The 19001-nt window shown below is 67.5% G+C and carries 15 protein-coding genes; 11 read left to right on the forward strand and 4 right to left on the reverse strand.

Translation table 11 applies throughout. The annotated features are described in order from the left end of the window. Nucleotides 1-225: 225 nt before the first annotated feature. From BO221_RS41330 to BO221_RS41340, 3 genes are read left to right on the forward strand one after another with little or no spacing between them, the layout of a single operon-like run. Nucleotides 226-2517, forward strand: a complete 2292-nt coding sequence (locus tag BO221_RS41330) for an ATP-binding protein (RefSeq protein WP_073566421.1) — start codon at nucleotides 226-228, stop codon at nucleotides 2515-2517. Then, nucleotides 2514-2978 carry a response regulator gene (locus BO221_RS41335; protein ID WP_073566422.1) on the forward strand — a complete coding sequence of 155 codons (465 nt, stop codon included), beginning with the start codon at nucleotides 2514-2516 and terminating at the stop codon, nucleotides 2976-2978. Before BO221_RS41330 ends, BO221_RS41335 begins: the two co-directional genes overlap by 4 nt. Then, nucleotides 2975-4492, forward strand: coding sequence for a response regulator (locus tag BO221_RS41340; protein ID WP_073566423.1), 1518 nt, complete (start codon nucleotides 2975-2977; stop codon nucleotides 4490-4492). Before BO221_RS41335 ends, BO221_RS41340 begins: the two co-directional genes overlap by 4 nt. A 33-nt stretch (nucleotides 4493-4525) precedes the next feature. On the opposite strand, the gene BO221_RS41345 is transcribed toward BO221_RS41340, so the two are convergent. Continuing rightward, nucleotides 4526-6865 carry an acyl-CoA dehydrogenase gene (locus BO221_RS41345; RefSeq protein ID WP_073566424.1) on the reverse strand — a complete coding sequence of 780 codons (2340 nt, stop codon included), beginning with the start codon at nucleotides 6863-6865 and terminating at the stop codon, nucleotides 4526-4528. Between the two features lie 72 nt (nucleotides 6866-6937). Further along, complete coding sequence (locus BO221_RS41350) at nucleotides 6938-7585, reverse strand: hypothetical protein (RefSeq protein ID WP_073566425.1); 648 nt, start codon at nucleotides 7583-7585, stop codon at nucleotides 6938-6940. Nucleotides 7586-8268: 683 nt separating this feature from the next. On the opposite strand from BO221_RS41350, the gene BO221_RS41355 reads away from it, so the two are divergent. The 7 genes from BO221_RS41355 (at nucleotide 8269) to BO221_RS41385 (ending at nucleotide 16230) form a co-directional block, all read left to right on the forward strand. Continuing rightward, complete coding sequence (locus BO221_RS41355; RefSeq protein WP_073566426.1) at nucleotides 8269-9444, forward strand: protein kinase; 1176 nt, start codon at nucleotides 8269-8271, stop codon at nucleotides 9442-9444. Between the two features lie 8 nt (nucleotides 9445-9452). Continuing rightward, a complete protein-coding gene (locus BO221_RS41360; protein ID WP_073566427.1) occupies nucleotides 9453-9875 on the forward strand; it encodes a helix-turn-helix domain-containing protein in 423 nt (140 codons plus the stop codon). A 52-nt stretch (nucleotides 9876-9927) separates the two neighbouring features. Next, on the forward strand, nucleotides 9928-10305 hold the full coding sequence (locus tag BO221_RS41365) for a helix-turn-helix domain-containing protein (protein WP_073566428.1): 378 nt from the start codon (nucleotides 9928-9930) through the stop codon (nucleotides 10303-10305). Between the two features lie 57 nt (nucleotides 10306-10362). Then, a complete protein-coding gene (locus BO221_RS41370) occupies nucleotides 10363-12444 on the forward strand; it encodes a serine/threonine-protein kinase (protein WP_083682246.1) in 2082 nt (693 codons plus the stop codon). Between the two features lie 57 nt (nucleotides 12445-12501). Continuing rightward, nucleotides 12502-13467 (forward strand): DUF2381 family protein, encoded by a 966-nt coding sequence (locus BO221_RS41375; RefSeq protein ID WP_083682248.1) that lies wholly within the window; start codon nucleotides 12502-12504, stop codon nucleotides 13465-13467. 150 nt (nucleotides 13468-13617) lie between these two features. Further along, nucleotides 13618-14958 (forward strand): AHH domain-containing protein, encoded by a 1341-nt coding sequence (locus BO221_RS41380; protein ID WP_233166489.1) that lies wholly within the window; start codon nucleotides 13618-13620, stop codon nucleotides 14956-14958. 15 nt (nucleotides 14959-14973) lie between these two features. Further along, nucleotides 14974-16230, forward strand: a complete 1257-nt coding sequence (locus BO221_RS41385; protein ID WP_073566431.1) for an imm11 family protein — start codon at nucleotides 14974-14976, stop codon at nucleotides 16228-16230. A gap of 115 nt (nucleotides 16231-16345) precedes the next feature. Here the strand turns inward: BO221_RS41385 and BO221_RS55140 are convergent, their stop codons facing one another. Next, complete coding sequence (locus BO221_RS55140) at nucleotides 16346-17404, reverse strand: sigma factor-like helix-turn-helix DNA-binding protein (RefSeq protein WP_073566432.1); 1059 nt, start codon at nucleotides 17402-17404, stop codon at nucleotides 16346-16348. Between the two features lie 39 nt (nucleotides 17405-17443). Between BO221_RS55140 and BO221_RS55145 the strand changes: the two genes are divergently transcribed. After that, complete coding sequence (locus BO221_RS55145) at nucleotides 17444-17776, forward strand: hypothetical protein (RefSeq protein ID WP_073566433.1); 333 nt, start codon at nucleotides 17444-17446, stop codon at nucleotides 17774-17776. Between the two features lie 494 nt (nucleotides 17777-18270). Here the strand turns inward: BO221_RS55145 and BO221_RS41400 are convergent, their stop codons facing one another. Further along, the gene (locus BO221_RS41400) at nucleotides 18271-18999 is read right to left on the reverse strand and encodes a hypothetical protein (protein ID WP_073566434.1); all 729 of its coding nucleotides are present in this window, start codon (nucleotides 18997-18999) and stop codon (nucleotides 18271-18273) included. Nucleotides 19000-19001 lie beyond the last annotated feature (2 nt).

The raw sequence follows: 19001 nt of genomic DNA on the forward strand, positions 1-19001 counted from the left end.
TCCGCAATCTAAGTGCCCGTCGTTGGGTCTCCAGGGATTCTTCAAGTGGCAGGTTCCATGGCAGGAGGGCGGGCAGGTGACAGGAGATGAACACTCCAGGGGCGAGCGGGTGCCGGAGCGAAAGGCTGGTGGGCAGCTTGGGCCACGTGCCTATAGGTTGCGCCGCCCTGGCCGGCCGGGAAGGCAAGAGGATTCCAGCCCGTGGGCCGTGGTGGAGGACGTGAGATGCAGACCGATGGGGCCAGGGTCGGCCAGGTGGTGGACCTGACCAATTGTGACAAGGAGCCCATCCACATCCCCGGAGGCATCCAGCCCCATGGCGTGCTGCTGGTGCTCCAGGAACCGTCCCTCACGATCCGCCAGGTCAGTGAGAACGCCGAGTCCTTGCTGGGGGTGCCCGTCCGCTCCCTGCTGGGAATGGCGCTCGAGAACCTCCTGACGGAGTCCCAGGCCTCGCGCATCCGCGAGTGCCTCCTCTCGGAGCGGCTCGAGGACAACAACCCCCTCAAGCTCACCACGCGGGGGGGAGGCCGGGAGCACTTCTTCAACGGCATCGCGCACCGGCACCAGGGGCGGCTCATCCTCGAGCTGGAGCCCACGTCCGAGCAGGAGGCGTTGCCCTTCTTCGGCTTCTACCATCAGGCGCGCAGCTCCATGTCCCGCCTGCGGGACGCGAAGGACCTGAGCGCCCTGTGCGTGGAGGCCGTGCGCGAGGTGCGGCGGCTCACCGGCTTCGACCGCGTCATCGCCTACCGCTTCGACGAGGAGTGGAACGGCGCGGTGCTCGCCGAGGACAGGCTGGAGACGGCCGACTCGTACATGGGCCTGTGGTTCCCCGCCTCGGACATCCCCCGCCAGGCGCGCGAGCTCTACACACTCAACTGGCTGCGCATCATCCCGGCCATCGACTACGTGCCCGCGCGCATCCTCTCGCTGCCGGAGGACGCGGATCAGGGCCCGCTCGACATGTCCTTCTGCGTGCTGCGCAGCGTCTCGCCCATCCACCTGGAGTACCTGCGCAACATGGGCGCGCCCGCGTCCATGAGCATCTCGCTCCTCAAGGAGGGCCGCCTCTGGGGCCTCATCTCGTGCACCCACGTGTCGGGGCCCCGGTACGTGCCCTACGAGGTACGCAAGGCGTGCGAATTCGTGGGCGAGTTCATGTCCTCGCTCCTCGTCACCAAGGAGGGCCATGAGCACTACGACCAGCGCATCCGGGCCCAGTCCATCCAGGTGCGGCTGCTGGAGCGGATGACGCGTCACCCCGACGTCGCCGTGGGGCTCACCCAGCCTCCGCCGGAGCTGCTCGAGCTCACCGGGGCCACGGGCGCGGCCGTCTATTTCAACGGCAGGACCACCATCATCGGCCAGGCCCCCGATGACGAGCAGCTCCAGGCGCTTATCGAATGGCTCGCGGCGAAGGCGGATCCGCAGGAGCTGTTCTGCACCGTGTGCCTGTCCAATCACTATCCCGAGGCGGCGGCGTTCAAGGACGTCGCGGCGGGTCTCATCGCGGCCTCCATGTCGCGTGGCCGCCACAACTACGTGCTGTGGTTCCGCCCCGAGGTGGTGCAGACGGTGGCTTGGGGCGGCAATCCGAACAAGCCGGTGGACATGGTCGGCGACCAGCCGCGGCTGCACCCGCGCAAGTCCTTCGCGCTCTGGAAGGAGACGGTGCGCGGCAAGTCCCTGCCCTGGAAGGACTACGAGGTGGAGGCGGCGAGGGAGCTGCGCAGGAACGTCATCGACATCGTCCTGCAACGCAGCGAGGAGCTGCTCAAGCTCAACATGGAGCTGGAGCGCAGCAACGTGGAGCTGGACTCCTTCGCCTACGCGGCCAGCCATGACCTCAAGGAGCCGCTGCGCGGCATCCACAACTACACCAGTCTGGTGTTGCGCGAGCAGGCCGATAGCCTCTCACCCACCAACCACAAGCGCATGGACACGGTGGTCCGGCTCACCCAGCGCATGGAGAGCCTCATCAACTCGCTGCTGCACTACGCGCAGGTGGGCCGCACCGAGCTGTCCGTGCGGGAGACGGATCTCAACGAGGTGCTCTCGTCGGTGTTGGAGGTGCTCAAGCCGCGCATCGACGAGGCCCAGGTGGAGGTCCGCGTCCCCCGGTCCCTTCCGCCCGCGCTGGCTGACCGGGTGCGGATGGCCGAGGTCTTCACCAACCTCCTCACCAACGCCATCAAGTACAACGACAAGGAGAAGAAGTGGGTGGAGATTGGCGCCATGGACACGCCTGACGGCGGCACCACGTACTACGTGCGAGACAACGGGATTGGTATCAAGCCCGAGTACCACGACACCATCTTCCGTATCTTCAAGCGCCTGCATGGGCGCGACAAATACGGCGGCGGCACCGGCACGGGCCTGACCATCGTGAAGCGGCTCATCGAGCGGCACAACGGACGCCTGTGGCTGGAGTCCCAGCCGGGTGCTGGCACCACCTTCTTCTTCACCCTGGGCAGCGAGAAGCCGGAGCCCGTGACCGGGACGGGGGCGAAGTGAACCGAGGCCTGCCCATCCTCGTCGTGGAGGACAATGACGAGGACTTCGACATGCTCCAGATGACCTTCCAGAGCGTGTCCATTTCCAATCCCCTGCATCGCTGCACCGAGGGGGAAGAAGCCCTGGAGTTCCTCCACCAGACCGGCCGCTACGCGGACCCGGACCAGGCCCCTCGCCCGGGCCTCATCCTCCTGGATTTGAACCTCGCTGGCCTGGACGGCAGGCAGGTGCTCGAGCACCTGAAGAATGATCCCCACCTCAAGAGCATCCCCGTCCTCGTGTTCTCTACCTCGGACAACCCGAAGGACGTGCAGAGTGCCTACGCGCATGGAGCGAGCGGCTATCTCCTCAAGCCCGTGGACCTGCCCAGGTTCGAGAGAATGATTCAGCTCTTCAAGGATTTCTGGTTGGACCACATCGTGCTCCCCGATGGGGAGGTCCGCGAGGGTGCCCGGAGATGAGCCGACGCGCCCTGACGGTGCTCCTCGTCGAGGACAGTCCGGAGGACCGGGACGTCTTCCAGACGTACCTGAACGAGACGGGGGAATACGACTTCCGCTTCCTGGAGGAGGATGACGCGGAGAAGGCGCTCCAGCTCTGTGTGAGCGAGCACGTGGACTGTGTCCTGCTGGACTATGACCTTCCCGGCATGAACGGCCTGCAGTTCCTCCGCAGGCTGGAGGACGAGGAGGGGTATCTCAGGCCTCCCGTTGTCATGGTGACCGGCCGGGGGAACGAGCGCATCGCCGTCCAGGCACTCAAGAGCGGAGCGTCCGACTACCTGGTGAAGTCGGAGGTGACGCCCGGCAACCTCTACCGCGCCGTGCGTAACGCGGTGGAGAAGGAAGACATCCGCCGGCGCTTCAACGAGCAGCGCACCCGGGCGGGGCGCGCGGAGGATCGGCTCCGGCTCGCCCTGGAGGTGCTGGAGCACGGTGACGCGCTGCTCATGCTCGACAAGGACTTCCGCGTCGTCTTCGCCAACAAGAGCCAGGAGCGCCTCGCGGGCAAGCCCATCGGGGAGACCCTGGACCGTCACTTCTGGGAGCTCTGGCCCGAGGCCGCGGACCCGAGCCGCAAGTATTGGAGCGAGTACCACCGGGCCATGCGCGAGCGGGTGCCGGTGCAATTCGAGGAGTACTACCCGCCCATGAACCGGTGGACGGACGTGGGCGTCTACCCCACGCAGGATGGGGGGATTGCCGTCCTCTACCGGGACATCTCCGAGAAGAAGCGGGCCGAGGAGCAGGTCCGGGCCGAGGAGCGGCGGCGCGCCGAGTTCGAGCAGCAGCTCATCGGCATCGTCAGCCACGACCTGCGCAACCCCATCACCGCCATCTCCCTGGGGGCGGCGAGCCTGTTGCGCCGCGAGGATCTGGATGAGCGTGCCCTCAAGACACTGGTACGCATACAGTCCTCGGCCGAGCGGGTGACGCGGATGATCCGCGACCTGCTCGACTTCACGAAGGCCCGCCTGGGTGGAGGAATCGACTTGCTACGGATGCCCATGGACCTGCACCACCTCACCCGGCTCGTCGTGGACGAGGTCCAGATGTCCTTCCCGGAGCGCGAGGTGCAGGTCGTCTCGGACGGAAACGGCGAGGGCGAGTGGGATGGGGACAGGATGGCGCAGGTGCTCACCAACCTGATCTCCAACGCCTTGAAATACAGCCCCGCGGAGACGCCCGTCCTGGTGCGGACGTTCGGCGGACCGGCGAGTGTGCAGCTGGAGGTCCACAACCAGGGGCCTCCGATTCCGCCCGCCGTGCTCTCCCACCTCTTCGAGCCCATGCGGCGCGGTATTGCCCAGACCCGGGCCGACCGGTCGGCCCGCAGCATCGGTCTCGGCCTCTTCATCGTGGACCACATCGTCCGGGCGCACGGGGGCAGCATCCACGTGCGCTCCACGGACACCGAGGGCACGCTCTTTGGCGTGCGGCTGCCGCGCAAGCCACCCGCCGCCCTGGGCCCGTGAGGCCTGGAGTGGCGGTGGCCCGCGTTCCCTGACTCAGGGCGACGGCCTGCCCAACGCGATGGGGGCCGCCAGACACGCGTCGGGGATGCCAAAGGCCTTCGTGAGCGCCACCGCGTCGGGGCGGAGCTCGGCGCACAGGAGTGTCACCTCCTTGCGGATGGCCTTGGCCTTGGCGCCCTCGATGTGGTCGTTCTCCAGGAACCAGCCGCTCGCGTCCTGCAGGCAGCCCAGGCCGTACACGTCACACAGCCGGCCGAGTACCCTCTTGAGCGCCGGGTCCTCCACCTCGGCGACACCCAGGAGGAACTGCTCCAGCACCACGCGCTCCACGTGCGCGTCCGCGAGCGCCAGCAGGTGGTCCTGGCACTGGTTGAAGGCCTCGAACGAGTCCACTCCCGCGCTGAGCCGCTCGCGCAGCCGCCGCGCCGCCGAGGCCAGCAGGTCCGACTCCCGGAAGCGCAGCGCGCGCAGCTGGAAGTCGCCGTCGCGCAAGTGCTCGCTGCCCGTGCGCCGCACCGAGAAGGGGTTGCGGTCCCCGAGCGCTCCCGCCGCCCGGTCCACGATGAACCGCATCACCGTGAAGACGCGGTCGTCCTCGAACTGCTGCCGGTAGCCGGTGAGCAGGCTCTTGGCCACCAGTTGCAGCAGCACCGTGTTGTCTCCCTCGAAGGTGGAGAAGACGTCCGTGTCCGCCTTGAGCGAGGGCAGCCGGTTGGCCACGAGGTAGCCCTGGCCTCCGCACGACTCGCGCGCCACCTGGAGCGTGCGCGTGGTGTGCCGCGAGGCATAGGCCTTGAGGCCCGCCGCGAGCGCCTCCACCTCCAGCGCGTCCTCCTCGGTGCGTTCCACGTAGCGTTTCACCAGGTACTTGAGCGCGAAGTCCAGGGCGTACGTGGTGGCCAGTGGGCGCAGCAGCCGGAGCTGGTGGGCCTGGTAGTCCAGCAGCCGCACCTCCTGCGCACCGGCCGGGCCGAACTGCCGGCGCTCGTCACCGTACGAGATGGCGATGGCCAGCCCGCTCTTGGCCGCGCTCAGGGCCGCGCACGCCACGCTCACCCGGCCCGCCACCAGCGTGCCCAGCATGGTGAAGAAGCGCTTGGAGACGCCGGGGATGGCACTGGTGTACTCGCCCTCGGGGTTCACCCTCGAGAAGCGGTCCAGCAGGTTCTCGCGCGGCACGCGCACGCCGTCGAACCACAGCCGCCCGTTGTCCACGCCGTTCAGCCCCATCTTCAGGCCGCAGTCCTCCACGCGCACCCCGGGCAGCAGCCGGCCCTCCTCGTCCCGGAGGGGAACGAGCAGCGCGTGGACGCCGTGGCGCTCGCCCTTCACCTCGAGCTGGGCGAACACCGTGGCCAGGCGCGCGTGCTGCGCCGCGTTGCCGATCCACTCCTTGCGTGCCGATTCCGAGGGCGTGTGCACCACGAACTCGCCGCGCTCGGCGTCGTAGCGGGCCAGCGTCTCCACGTCGCGGACGTTGGAGCCGTGGCCCAGCTCGCTCATGGCGAAGCAGCCGGGCATCTCCACCGAGGCCACGCCTGGCAGGTACTCGCGGTGGTGATGCTCGGTGCCGAGGAAGTAGATGCTGCCGCCGAAGAGTCCGAAGTGCACGCCTGCCTTCACCACGAGGCTCAGGTCGAAGAAGGACAGCGTCTCGAAGGCGGCGATGAAGCGGCCCAGGTCCACCTTCGTGAGGTTCTCCGGGTACGCGAGCCGGCCCAGTCCGCGTGCGGCCAGTTGCTTCAGCCAGGAGAGCACCTGGGCGCGGTAGGTGGCGGTGTCGCGCTCGTCCACGTAGCGGAAGCCCGGGTCGGCCAGCCATTCGCGGACGGCGGCGCGCTCGGCGGAGTAGGTGCGATCCAGCACGGCGCGCAGCGCGTCCACGCTGAAGGAGTGGGGCTCGGGCGGCTTGACGACATGGAGCCGGGGGGCGGAGACGAGCGTGCGCACGGCCTCGGCACCGGACACTCCGAGCGCCGACTCCATGGGGGCGAGGCTTCGGGCCAGCTCGGGCATGGGGGCGGGCAGGGCGTCCTTGCCACCCACGGCCTCGGCGAGCTGGGCCCCGAGCTCCACGAGGCTTTTCTGATCACTCCGGGAGAGACGTTCGGCGGTACGGCGGATGTGCTCGCCCACCTGGGCGAGGGCGCTGGGGCTGGGCGGGTTGAGGGGATCCAACCAGTTCGCCAGCACGGCGGTGGAGCGCAGGTCCAACCAGTGCTGCGAGCGGGCCGCGGCGCCCAGGGCGCGAATCTCCTCGGGGGTCAGCTCACCGTCGGTCCAGGCCACGTAGAGCATGGGGACGAGGGGAGCGAGGCGGGGGAGGGACAGCAACTCCCGCGCGGAGGGGCCCTGCACGTCATCGATGGCCATGAGCTTCTCTCCTGGTGTTCGGGCGGAGGGGCAGCTTGCCCGCGGAAGGCCCTGGCGTCGAGGGATGTCGACTCAGTGGAGGGGCTGGCCGAGGGAGTCGAGGACAGGGCGGCGGGTGGGGAGGGTGCGGCGCTCGTGGTCGTAGAAGCACTCGGGGCCGAGCAGGGAGATGAGCTCACGCTCGCGGGCCATACCGGCCTCGGTGCCGGCTTCCGTGGGCAGCTCGTAGGGCTGGACGAGGACGATGTCTTCACCGAGCGCCTGGCGGCACCCGGAGGGCAGCGTGTCGAGGCGCTCGCCGAACATGCGGAGGAAGGGAGGGCCGTAGAAGTTGCGCCAGACGAGTCCCGGGAGGCCCTCGCTGTAGTCGCGCACGGTGAACTCCTCCTCGGACCAGGTGAAGTCCTTTCCTGTGTCCGTGGGAAGGCTCTTGTGGACGAGCCGTTGTTGTTTGCCGTGGAGGTCGGTTTCCAAACCGGAGAAGGCGAGGGGCGATTGGACGAGACGCATCAACTCCGCCACCTGTTGGGCATGCGCCGCGCGCCAGGAGGCTTTCGAGGCGGAGGTGATGGATGTCTGCCAGGAGATGGAGCCCACGTAAGGGTACCCGGCAGTCAAGGCGGGAAAAATCGAGACGAAGTTCCGATCCGTTCTGGCGGCAACCATCAGGTGGTTGCGCTCCTCATAATAGGCAATGAGTGGCGTGAATTCCGTGGGCATCGGATCCATCTCACGATCCGGCGAGGCGGAGCTGTATCGCTTTGGCTCGAACCATCGGTATCTGCGAAAGACGAGGTCGAGAAACTCTCGTACGAGTTCACCCGAGAGACGGCCAGGAGGAAGTCTTATTTGCAGGTCGAGGGAGATGACGGGCATGGCCATGCGGAAGCGCCTTCGAGTGGGCCTCAGGTGTAGATATCTACACTTGAGAATGTGTGTTTTTGTCTTACATGAAGTGCAGACATCTATACTTGGACCGCCCCAGAGCCTGCGTACTTCGCGTGCCCACGACGCAGGCATCTCCCCTGACATGGGAAGTGTCGGGATTGCATGTGCGGTGCGGCAATCGTTCGGCATGTCTACGCTCTGCGGTTTCTCATCAGCAGGGGTCCATTTGGTTCCGTTGAGCGATCGACCTGGCAGGTCAGGTGGGGTGGACTCACTTATCCGTCCACTTTTCGCCGGGGCTGGCCTCTTTCACACGTTTCCCATTCTCACAGGTCGTTCGGGCTCCATGACCTGCGCGGTTGGACAGGGCTTGCCATGGATTGTGAGCCATGCTACCCGTTTGGCCGTCCTCCGTAGGAAACTCAAAGAGTAACCGGAGCGGTGGGCGGGGTCCCACGGCGTCCATCGCCGCTTCCTCAGCGCTCCCGCCCTCTCATCCCTCCCTGGAGTCACGTATGTCCGAGCCGACGGATTCCGACAGGACCTTGTCTCCACTCGACTTCGAGACGAACGAGTACCGCTACTCGATTCAACGCCCTCTGGTCTCCCATCCGGATTACGACACCCTGCTGATCGCCTCGCGCCAGTCCATGGAGGGAGGCGCGCTCAAGCGGGTCATCCTCAAGCCCGTTCTGCTGGGGGATGGGCATGAGTTGCGCACACGGGCCGTGGAAGAGGTCCACCTCTCCCGTTTCCTGCGCCACCCCAACATCGCCCGCGTGCTCGGCTCCGCGCTCAACGACGAGCGGGCCTATGTCGTCATGGACATGGACCCCGGCCGCTTCCTCCTTTCCATCATGGACGCGGCCATTTCCGTGCAGCGCAAGTTGTCCCACGGCTTCGCGGCCTACGTGGCCGCCGAGGTGGCGGATGCGCTCGACCATGCCCATCGCGCCGTGGATGACGAGGGCAGACCGCTCCACCTCGTCCACCGCGCCGTGGGACCCATGCGCATCCGCCTGGGTTACAAAGGACGGGTCCAGCTCACCAACTTCGGCGCGGCCTGGTCGGAACTGATGGGCCGCATCCGCACGCCGCCCCAGATGCTCCGGGGGGACCCGGCCTATACCGCTCCGGAAATCCTACGGGGTTTCGAAAAGCCCGAGACGGGCCAGCGCGACCCGCTCACCCCCCTGTCCCTGGACGGACGGGCCGACATCTTCTCCCTGGGCCTGGTGCTGTTGGAACTGCTGTTGGCCCGCTACCCGCTCGACCCACCCGACACCCTGTGGCTCGACATCGCGCAACGCTTCCCTCCCGAGGTGCGCGGTGAGCGGCCTTCCTCCCTCCTGCCCCTGGAAACATTGGCCAACCGCCTCCTGCATTTCGGTCCGGAGGAGGTGCAACAGGCGACCGGGGAGTTGCCCGAGCCGCTGCGGCGCATCGTGACCAGGGCCCTGCGTACCGAGCCCGCTGAGCGCTATCAGACGGCGGGCCAGATGCGCGACGAGTTGCGCGATTTTCTCCAGGCAGACGGACAACCCCCCTACGGTGCGAAGCAGGCGCGGGCGGAAGTGAAGCAACTCTTCGACCAGGCCCCGGCTCCCGCTGAGCTTCCGGCCTATTCCGTCGTTGAGATAGGCGCCCTGCCCGCGCCTCCGGACATGAACCTCGAGCACCTCGAGGATTGAGACCCGCCATGAGGGAGCGACACAAGACACGGGATGCACTCTCCCGCGAGTTCGCGAAGCGGGTGCGGGAGGCACGTGGCAAGGCGGGGCTGACACAGTGGGAGGCCGCCGAGCGCATGGGGATTGCGACGGAGGTGTACGGCCGCATGGAACGAGGCCTGCTGCTTCCAAGCTTGCCGACGCTGCTGCGGCTCTGCAGTGTTCTCATGGTGGATGCCAACGGGTTGCTGGGGTTTTCCTCCAAGCGGGCCCCCGAATGGCTGGTGAAGCCCGTTGTCCTGGGCAGCGAGCCGCCCGCGATCAGGCGTCTGGTACGCACGGCACGGCAACTGCGACCGAGGCAGCTCCACGCGCTGAGCACCGTGGCCAACGCCATGTTGCCCACTCAGGAGGCAGGGGATGGACGCGACCCCGGACAAGCCACGGGCTGAGGGCTCGCCGACTGGCGGACCTGGAGTTGCACCGCCGAGGAAGACGCAACACATGGAAACCGGACAGCTCTCCAAGTCCTTGGGAGACGTGGCTCGGGCTGCCCGCGAGAGGCTGGGACTCACTCAGGCCCAGGTCGCGCGGCAGCTGGGAATCGCTCCCAACGTGTATGGCCGCATCGAGCGGGGCCACATGATGCCCGCTGTCCCCACGCTGCGCAGGCTGGCCTTGGTGCTCGGCCTGTCCGCTGACGTGCTGCTGGCCCTGGGCCGCGCGGACGTGGCCCCCTCGCTGGAGGCACCGCCTCCCGAGGACAACCTGTCCCCGGAGCTGCGRCAGACGGTACGCATGCTGCGCGGCTGGTCCCCCGCCAGGGTGAAGTGGCTCAACCGCATCCTGAGGGCCATTGAGAACGCGCCCGAGGACGAGTGAGCGGGACGGGGGCTGTCATGGCCGYGGCCATGACCGGGTGTGCTAACCTCGGAGGTCATGAAGCCGGCACGACTCATGGAGACAGTGTCCTTCCAGCCCCTCGCCCGTGGAGASAAGGTGGGGGAGTACGAGGTGGWGGCCCCGCTGGGCTCCGGGGGCCACGGCCTCGTCTTCAAGGTGCGGCGCGCCGGGCTSCCCTTCGCCCTCAAGCTGCTGCGCGGCCGGARCCTGGAGGCCCGGGGGCAGCGSGAAATCARCATCCTGCGGCGCCTGAAGCACCCCAACGTGGTGGGCTTCCACGGKTGCGGCAGGTGGCCGCACCCGGTGCACGGCCCGCTCTACTTCGTCATGGACTTCGTCGAGGGCCGGACGCTGGAGCAGTGGGCCCTGGAGGACAACCCGTGCGCGCGCWGCGTGGCGCGCGTGCTGCTGGAGCTGGYGCGGGCGCTGGCGCACATCCACGCCCGGGGCGTGCTGCACCGCGACCTCAAGCTGGAGAACATCCTGCTGCGCACCTCGGACGGGGTGCCGGTGCTGGTGGACTTCGGAATCGGCTGGCTGGCGGAAGAGCCCCCGCTCACGCACGGTCCGCTGCCGCCGTGCACCGCCGAGTACCGCAGTCCCGAGGCGCTGCGCTTCGTGCGCGCACACACCGGCGGGCAGGAGCGCTACGTGCCGGACGCAGGGGACGAGCTGTGGGCGCTGGGCGTCATCCTCTACTGGCTGCTCACGGACATGTTGCCCTTCGGGCCGCTCTCCCAGCGGGGTCAGCCGCTCAACGAGCGCATCCTCACGCAGCGGCCCAAGGCGCCGCACGAGGTGAATCCGCGCGTGCCCCGGGCGCTGGGTAAGCTGTGCCAGCGCATGCTGGAGAAGCGGCGGGAGGCGCGCTACGGCACGTGCGAGGAACTGGCGCGGGCGCTGGAGGCGGCGCTGGCCGGAGCGGACAACAGCTGGGACGTGCCGCTGGTGGACCCGGACGCCCCGGAGCGCGCCGCCACCGAGGAAGAGGACGGGATGGTGCCGCGCACCACCGCGGAGCGCGAGGCGCGACGGTGGAGCATGGGTCGGCCCCGGCGGGGAGCGAAGGCCCGCCACCCACCCACGCCCGAGCCCCCCGCGCAGGCTCAGGGAGGAGCGGAATCCGCGCCTTCTGGCCAGGTGCCGGAGAGGGCAGCGGGGGCCCCACATGTCCCGGAGGCGGCCCCTTCTCCGGTGGACGCCGCGCTTCTTCCCATGGCCGTAGAGGAGGCAGCGAGGGAAGTGCCGCCCGCTCTCGCGGCGCCGGGCCCCGCACACCGTGCGCGCGTGCTGCCCGAAGGAGGCGTGTCACGAGTGGGGGCGGTGGCGCTGGCCGCCGGGATGTTGCTGAGCGCATGGCTCCTGGCGGGCTCCCGGGCCGAGCGGGGCCCCACGGGCATGCCCCCCGTGGCGGCGCCCACGGCGGCCCCGTCACCTCCCGGGTGGGGGGCGGGCCCCCCGACGTCTCTCCCATGGCTTGTCCGTGAAGTGGCGGCACCGGGCGCGCCGTCCGAAGCTGGAGGGGGCGCGGCGCCACTCGTGGCCTTCACCCCCGCGCGCACCACCGCCATGCCTCTTCGCAAGCAGGAGTCCCGTCTGCCACTCCAGGAGAAGCCCGCGTCCCCCATTCGGCTCGAGGACGGGCGCTGCAAGAAGTGGAAGTGCCTCACCGCCGCGAGCTGCGGCTGGGTCCTTGTCGCCTGCACCAGCCCCCAGGTGCGCGCCACGCCCGGGCCCGAGGACTGCCCAGTCGGCGCCGTGAAGACCATGAGGGAGGAGTTGAGCCTCGGCATCGATGACAACGTTGGTGCCGACATTCCACCGGGCACACGCGGGGAGGTGGTCACGGTGCGCGCGGGTGACGCAGCTGTCACGGTGATCTCCGGGTACGGCAAGCTGGACGATGGCACCGTGCTCACCGGGAAGTTCATCCTCGGCAAGGAGCGCCTCTACGGCCGTTTCACCCGGGCGCAGACGCCCCAAGGCAGGACGTACCCCGTGTGCATGGAGATCGCAGCGCCAGGTGGGGCCGGCGAGCCCATCACGTCCGACGTCGGCGCGGATGCCGTCAAGGTCCACGCCCGAGTCAGCGTGTATGTAACGAACCGATTCGAGTAGGGCGCTCGGCCGCCCAGAGGCTCGGGCTCCACTGGAGAGCTGTGGTAGAGGCCACGCATGAAGTGGGGCGGCTCCATGCCCCCGGAGAGGTTGTCCCCCGTGCCCCTCGCGTCCTCCGCTGGCCTCCTGTCCCTGGCCCTGCTCACCTCGACCGCTGACGCCGCCGCGCGTCCACCTCTGCTCCCGTGCGAGGCGGGTGACATCCGCCTGGAAGTGAACGCGGACGCTCTGGGCAGGATACCGGCGCTGTGCATCACCCCGGACCTCACCAGCAACTTCCTCTTCGACGCGAAGCTCTCGCGCGTGGAGTTGGAGGGGCGCGAGCACTTCCGGCGGGCGGTGGAGGCGGCCGACTCATTCATGGTCGTCCCCTCGGAGGCCATGCGCGACATGCAGCCGCAGCGGGTGACGTTCTTCTTCGCGGATGGAGCGGCCCCGGCGAGTCTCACGTTCCTCTTGGTGGTACACCCCGCGCGGGTCGCACGGCAGGTGGACGTCATCCGAACAACGCTCCCGGTGGACTTCTACAAGCAGAAGGCGCGGGATGCGGACGCGAAGGCCCAGCGCTGCGAGGAGGAGAAGGCTCGCCTCCGGGCCGACCAGGGCGGGCCGGGTGGACTCCGGGGCCTGCGCGCGGCGGGCCTTCTGGACGAGAGGCTCGGTGTCGCCGTCAAGAACATCACCCGAGACGTCAAGACGAGGCCGCGGGCTGCGCTGGCTCTGGACCGGGCGTGGTCCTCCCGCGCCGGAGGGCGCGATAAGGGCCGAGTCGCGGTGGAACTGGACTTGAAGAACCCGGGGATGAAGCCCTGGACGCTTGCAGGCGCTCTGCTGCGCGGGGCCAGGGGCGAGGAATTGACGCCGCTTCCAGAGGACTCGCCGGTGTCCATTCTCCCGGGCGCCCATGGCCGCGTCATGGTGGAGTTCGAGGCCACGAAGGAGCAGGCCCAGGGGGCGTACACCCTGACGCTGTGGGACGAGGATGGACGCTCCATCGTTCTGGAGAACGTGGCGTTCCCATAGCGCCGAACCTCACGGGGCCTCTACGCCCTGGCAGCCTACCTGCTGTGTCCTCCCACTCTTGGCCAACCCAGTGGCTTGACGGGCACGCCTGCGTTTCCGTGTAATTCCGGAGCGACGGCTCGCACTCCGCGTCGCCACCGGAGGTGCGCCGTGCCCACCCGTCTTCCTGGTGCCCGCCCCATGGGCGCGCGTCTGGGCCTCTGCTGTCGCGCCTGGGCCCTCATCGTCCTCTTCCAGTTCGCGTGTGCCACGGGCACCCCCCACGGAAGCCTCGTGGCGACGGGCTACCGCCACAACCCGCTTACGCCCCCACCGGCACCCCAGGAGTACGTCACCGTCACGCCCCGCAGCGACTTCGCGCCTGTCCAGGTGTCGGACACGCAGCTGCGCGAGGCCTTCACCCAGTTCGTTCTGGAGGCCCCCCTGAGACTGGCCACCTGCCCCTCCAGGCCTCTGTCCGGCCGTCTGGTGCTGGCCTCCTGTCCGACGGGTGGCGCGGGGGACTCCAGCGTTGAAGGGGGTTACGCGCGCTTGTGCGAGCGGCGTGGCTCTCCAGGCGACTGCTTCTGGCTGCTGGGGGACGGCCCGCATGACACCCGCCTCAGCCACCCCGACAGGTTCATGCTGGCTCTCAGCCTGGCCCTCACCCCGGCGCTGGAGGCCGCCACGGGTGTGCTGCGCGACTACTCCGCGCACGCCATGACGGCCCTGCTCACCGGCCTGTCCTTGTACCTCGTGGTGCTCATGGCACCGGAGCCCATCTCTAAGGGCCTCGCCCTGGCGATGACCGTCTTTCTCTGGGGCTACCTGGGCGTGGAGCTATGGGAGTTGATTTCCGCCACGGAGGACCTCTGGGACGCGGCGGAGGCGGCCAGCACGTTCCAGGAGCTGAGCGGCGCGAGCGAGCGCTACGCCCGGGTGCTCGGGCCCAACACCGTGCGCGTGCTCATCCTCCTGGCGACGTGGAAGGCAGGAGCCAAGGGCAAGGAGGTCATGACGGGCAGCGGGCTGCCCGGTTTCCCCCAGGCGGTGCACAACGCCGCTTCCTCGGGCCGGGTTCACCTGCCCACGGCGGCGGCCGGCGCGACGTCCGTGTCCGTGAGGGGAGGACGACTCGTTCTCACGTTTCCCGCCAGCTCGGCTGCAGTCCTCTCTATGCAGGAGGAGGGCGACATCCACCACATCGCCACCGTAGAGAACGGGAAGTCCCCTGCCCGCGGCGGGCCGTGGACGCCGCAGCTCAAGAAGTTCTTCGACAAAGCCGGTATGTCCATGGAGGATCCAGCCAACAAAGTCCGCGTCCCGGGCCACAAGGGGCCTCACCCCAGGGAGTACCATGAGGAGGTCTTCGAGCGGCTTGAGACGGCAGTGAAACGGTGTGAGACCACAGCGCAGTGTAAGGAAGCTCTCACCCGGGAATTGCAGAAGCTGTCCAAGGAGATTCGAGAGGCAGGTTCCAGGCTCAACAAGCTCGTCACTCGGACTGAGTGAGATGAGGAGAACGACATGCCGAAGAAGTACTTCAGGCTAAGGGAGGACATGAGCAGCCCGGAGCGTTGGGTGCTCGACGATACCCTGGACGCTCAAGGAAAGAAGGTGGGAGCGCGGCTGTACCTCAACGAGGTGCCTGTCCGTTTCGACGGCCGCCTTCGCGTTCCCATCCTCCACCCCGGCAGCCCACTGGATTTCTCGTTCGCAGACGCGGGGGATTTCCCCGTGGTCACCGAGAAGGTCGCCAACACCCTCGCCGAACTGGCCTCTGGCGATGTGCAGCTCTACCCCGCAGAGGTGGACTCGCGGTCAGAGCCCTACTTCCTCGTCAACGTCGCGCGCCTGGTGAAGTGCATTGATGAGGCAGCCTCGGAGGAGGTGCGGTATGGGGAACCCGAAGACAACTGGCCCGACGAGCTTGGGTATTATCGGTCCGTCTATGGCATGCGCATCGACCCCTCCAAAGTGGGCGATGCCAAGGCATTCCGGCCCTGGGGCTATCCCAAAGCCCTCCTTGTCGCTGAGGACGTGAAGGAGGCGCTCGAGCGTACCGGGGCCTCGGGATTGGATTTCAGGGAGGTCACCGGACCCAGTCCCATCAGCGACGAGGAGCGCGCCTACAAGCGCAGGTGTCGTGAGCTGCTGGAGCCTCCCCCTGCCGCCAGACGTGCCGCGTGGAAGTCGCTCGGCAGGCTGGACGAGATGGCCGTTGCCCCACGGGCCATCTGCTACGAATGGCCGGGCCACCGGCAGGATTGGGCCATCATCCACCGGGAGGCAGGGCGCATCCTCCTCGTCTCCGAGGGCCTCTCGGACCCCTTCATCGCCCGTCTGGAGCCCTCCGTGGGTTTCGGCTTGGAACTCGTCCTGGAGACGGAGCAGGCGGAGTTGCCCCTCGATGCCATCGAGGGAAGCTGGCCCTACATGCTGCTGGATCGAGTCTCAAAGGAAGTGGTGACCCAGGAGCACGTGCGAGAGAGGGCCAAGGCGGGTCTTGTCGTGCTGGAGGTGGCGGGGAAGGGCATTCCCGCGTCTCTCGTGACCACTGAGGGGCGGGTGGGGGTGCTGCTCGGCCAGGAGTCGCGCTCGCTGCCCCGGCTGTTTCCCTCGCCGTTCGGTGACGTGCGGCTCGTCACCGTCAAGGCCCTGCTGCCTGCCGAGTTGGAGTACGCATCGAAGCGTGGCGCGGAGGGCGCGGCCGGGCTGGCGCGGCGCTTCTCGGAAACCGGGGAGGAACACGTCTCCCGCGCCAGCCGGCAAGCGGTGGTGTAGCCAGCGCACCGGAAGCACATCGGCAGGTGGAGCTCGGCGACGGCCAGCGCTGGCACTTGCCACGTGGCAAGTCGGCCGCGGACATTCCCGCCCCTGTTCGGGGGCCTTCTGATCCTCAGCGCTGCTTCTTCCGCTCGATGGAGAAGGGCTCCAGGCGCATGACCAGGTCATGCCGGAGGACCACCGCCTGCGGGGCATGGCACGGAACGTCTTCCATTCTGAGGTCGGCGATGTCGCGCCAGCGCAGCGGGCCTCGTTCCAATTTCTTCAGCAGCGCTGTCTCGAAGGTGGCGGGAACGCGCGTCTGCTTCAACGTCTCCAACGTCCGGCCGCGGTCATCCGTCATCAGCATTCCAAGTCCCCGCTCCTCGCAGAAGGCCTGGAGGCTCTTCCACTTGCAGCGGGTCACGTGGAGGGCCATGTGGAGGCACGGCTTCAACTCCGCCACGATGGCCTCGCCACTCTCCAGGATGAACACGACATCGGGGTAGTAGGTGAGCGGTTTACCGTCGAGCATGTAGGGGACGGCGTAGGGTTGCTCCTGGTATGTGACCACCTCATCGAGGCACTCGAGGAGCATGAAGAAGCGGCGCTCGAGCTGGGACTCGTACTCGACATTCCTTCCGAGCTTCGCGCTGTAGAACGACCCGGGCTTCCCGTCGCTGTCAGGATTGACCTTCCTGGCTTGCGTCAAAGGTGTCCCACGCACCATGAGCCGTTTCGTGGACGGCCAGACAACGGACTCGAGGTGCCTGGCCATCTTCTGTCGCAAGCGGCCCTGGTGAGCGAGACGCTTCTGCTCCTCGTGCTCGGCCTCATCACGTTCCTGGGCGGCCCTCAGTGCCTCCGAGAGCAGCCGCTCATCCCCGGCCTTGTTGAGAAGCGCCAGGACGAGCTTGAGAGCGTTGGGCCCACGTGGAAGCTGGGCGAGCTCGGTCTCCACGAAGTCCAGGAGCCGGCCAATGAACTCGTCCTCCTCGGGCCGCAGCCTGGCCAGCAGGTAGTCATGGAACTGGCGGCATGCCTCGGCCCGACGCGCTCTGCGGCTCGCGATTCGCTGGAGCGCATTCTTGATGCGTTGGCGCACCCGCTCTCTCGTTATAGCGAAGCGCGTTCCCACTGCTTCCAGGGTGAGCGGTTCCTCGTCACCCAACCCGTACCGCCACACGCACATCTTCCGGACATCGTTCTCCGGAAACTCCTCGGTCAGGGCTTGCAGGAGCAGTTCGATGAAGCTGTTTTCGTTCTCGCGGTACGGCTCCAGGGGAGATGGCCCCCCAGGCTGTGGTTCATCGAGAAGGGGATAGCGGGACTGCCAGGAATCGGGGTGGGTACGGGAACGGCCAGCTTCATCCAGGCTTCCAAACCCATGCAGCTTGTTCCATTCGGGCTGATAATGCTCGAGCAACTCGCTCTTGGCTGCCTTCAGGGCCGGGACGTCGTCCCCGAGAACAAGATAACGGCAGAGAACATCCTGAGGAGTAATGCCACGACGGCCCCGGAGGAGCTCCGCTCGCCGCTCGCACGTTGCGCGCAACCCGAGTGACCTGGTGAAGCCGATATAGCGGGGCCGCTCCAGGTCGGAGCAATGGAAGAGCGCGTACACTCCAGGCCGGTCGGGGATCGAGCTACCGACGAGCGCATGGAGTTCTTGTTTGGCGAGAGCCGAGGACAAGCTCCCGGTGCTCTTGCCGAGGTGGGAAGATGCGGATGCAGTGCTGTGACGTCGATTCTTCATGGAAGCCGCTCGGCCAGGAGGGCCGCGCTTCCGGCTATCAAACTCCCAATGGTGAAACCATCCACTGAAGAAGCGGGGCCGCTTTACCCGGTTGGAGAGCGACCAGCCAAGCAGCCAGGAAGCCCTCAGGATGAGAAGAGGGGACATCGCGCCTGTTCGCGCGGTGCCCCCCACGCCGGGTGAGCCCGAGCTCGCGCCGCCCGTTGCTTCTCGCTCATAAGAGCTGCCATGGGGTGGAATAAAGCGGGGAGGGAGCACCAGCCTTGCCCGGTTGACGTCCCTCCCCGCCCGGTGACTTCACCTCACGCGGCGGACGGCTTCTGCATCAGCGTGAGGGTGGGCTCCGCGTCCATGCCCTCCTGGATCGCTTGCGTGAGCCGTGCCAGCTCCGTCATGGGCACGTCCTGCAGGCTGATGAGCGTCTTCCCCTCCTTGTTGCGCGAGGTGAAACGCACCTCCGCCACCCCCTCGAACTGGTTGTGGATGCTGTCGGCCAGAAACAACAGACGCGCCTGATCCGCAACGGGGACCCTCACCATGGGCGTGGCCCGCTTCGCCCGCGCGGCGCGCTCCACCTCATCCACGCTGCACTCGGCGAAGGGCTTCTTCACCATCGTGTCATCATCCTGCGGCACGTCGATGAGCATGGGACCCGGGTCCGCCGACGCGGTCATGCTGGTGGCATCCAGATAACGCATCAGGGCGCGCAGGTGGTACATGCCGTACTGGGCGCAGATGTCCGGGATGAAGTTACGGGCCACCATGCCGTACGTGATGAGGGTGGACCTGGAGAGCGCCTTCACGTGCTGGTTGAGGTACGTTGCCGCGTCCTTGTACCCGGCCAGCTCCGCCAGCTTCCGGTTCACGATGTGATTGTACATCGCGCCGATCTGGTACTGGTTGGTGCTGCTCTGCCGGGTCATCTCCTTCATGATGTCCTTGATCTCGTCGAGCGTCAGGTCTTCGAGAGTCGTCAGGGCGGCAGTGCTCATCTCCTTGCCAGGAACCGCCAACGTCTTCTGCTTCTGCATGT

The organism is Archangium sp. Cb G35, from assembly GCF_001896145.1.
Taxonomy (GTDB): Bacteria; Myxococcota; Myxococcia; order Myxococcales; family Myxococcaceae; genus Archangium; species Archangium violaceum.

Coding starts and splice junctions, on each gene's coding strand:
- BO221_RS41385 (WP_073566431.1), top strand. CDS start 14,974: ATGCCGAAGAAGTACTTCAGGCTAAGGGAGGACATGAGCAGCCCGGAG.
- BO221_RS41340 (WP_073566423.1), top strand. CDS start 2,975: ATGAGCCGACGCGCCCTGACGGTGCTCCTCGTCGAGGACAGTCCGGAG.
- BO221_RS55140 (WP_073566432.1), bottom strand. CDS start 17,404: ATGTGCGTGTGGCGGTACGGGTTGGGTGACGAGGAACCGCTCACCCTG.
- BO221_RS41350 (WP_073566425.1), bottom strand. CDS start 7,585: ATGCCCACGGAATTCACGCCACTCATTGCCTATTATGAGGAGCGCAAC.
- BO221_RS41355 (WP_073566426.1), top strand. CDS start 8,269: ATGTCCGAGCCGACGGATTCCGACAGGACCTTGTCTCCACTCGACTTC.
- BO221_RS41330 (WP_073566421.1), top strand. CDS start 226: ATGCAGACCGATGGGGCCAGGGTCGGCCAGGTGGTGGACCTGACCAAT.
- BO221_RS41400 (WP_073566434.1), bottom strand. CDS start 18,999: ATGCAGAAGCAGAAGACGTTGGCGGTTCCTGGCAAGGAGATGAGCACT.
- BO221_RS41345 (WP_073566424.1), bottom strand. CDS start 6,865: ATGGCCATCGATGACGTGCAGGGCCCCTCCGCGCGGGAGTTGCTGTCC.
- BO221_RS41360 (WP_073566427.1), top strand. CDS start 9,453: ATGAGGGAGCGACACAAGACACGGGATGCACTCTCCCGCGAGTTCGCG.
- BO221_RS41375 (WP_083682248.1), top strand. CDS start 12,502: ATGAAGTGGGGCGGCTCCATGCCCCCGGAGAGGTTGTCCCCCGTGCCC.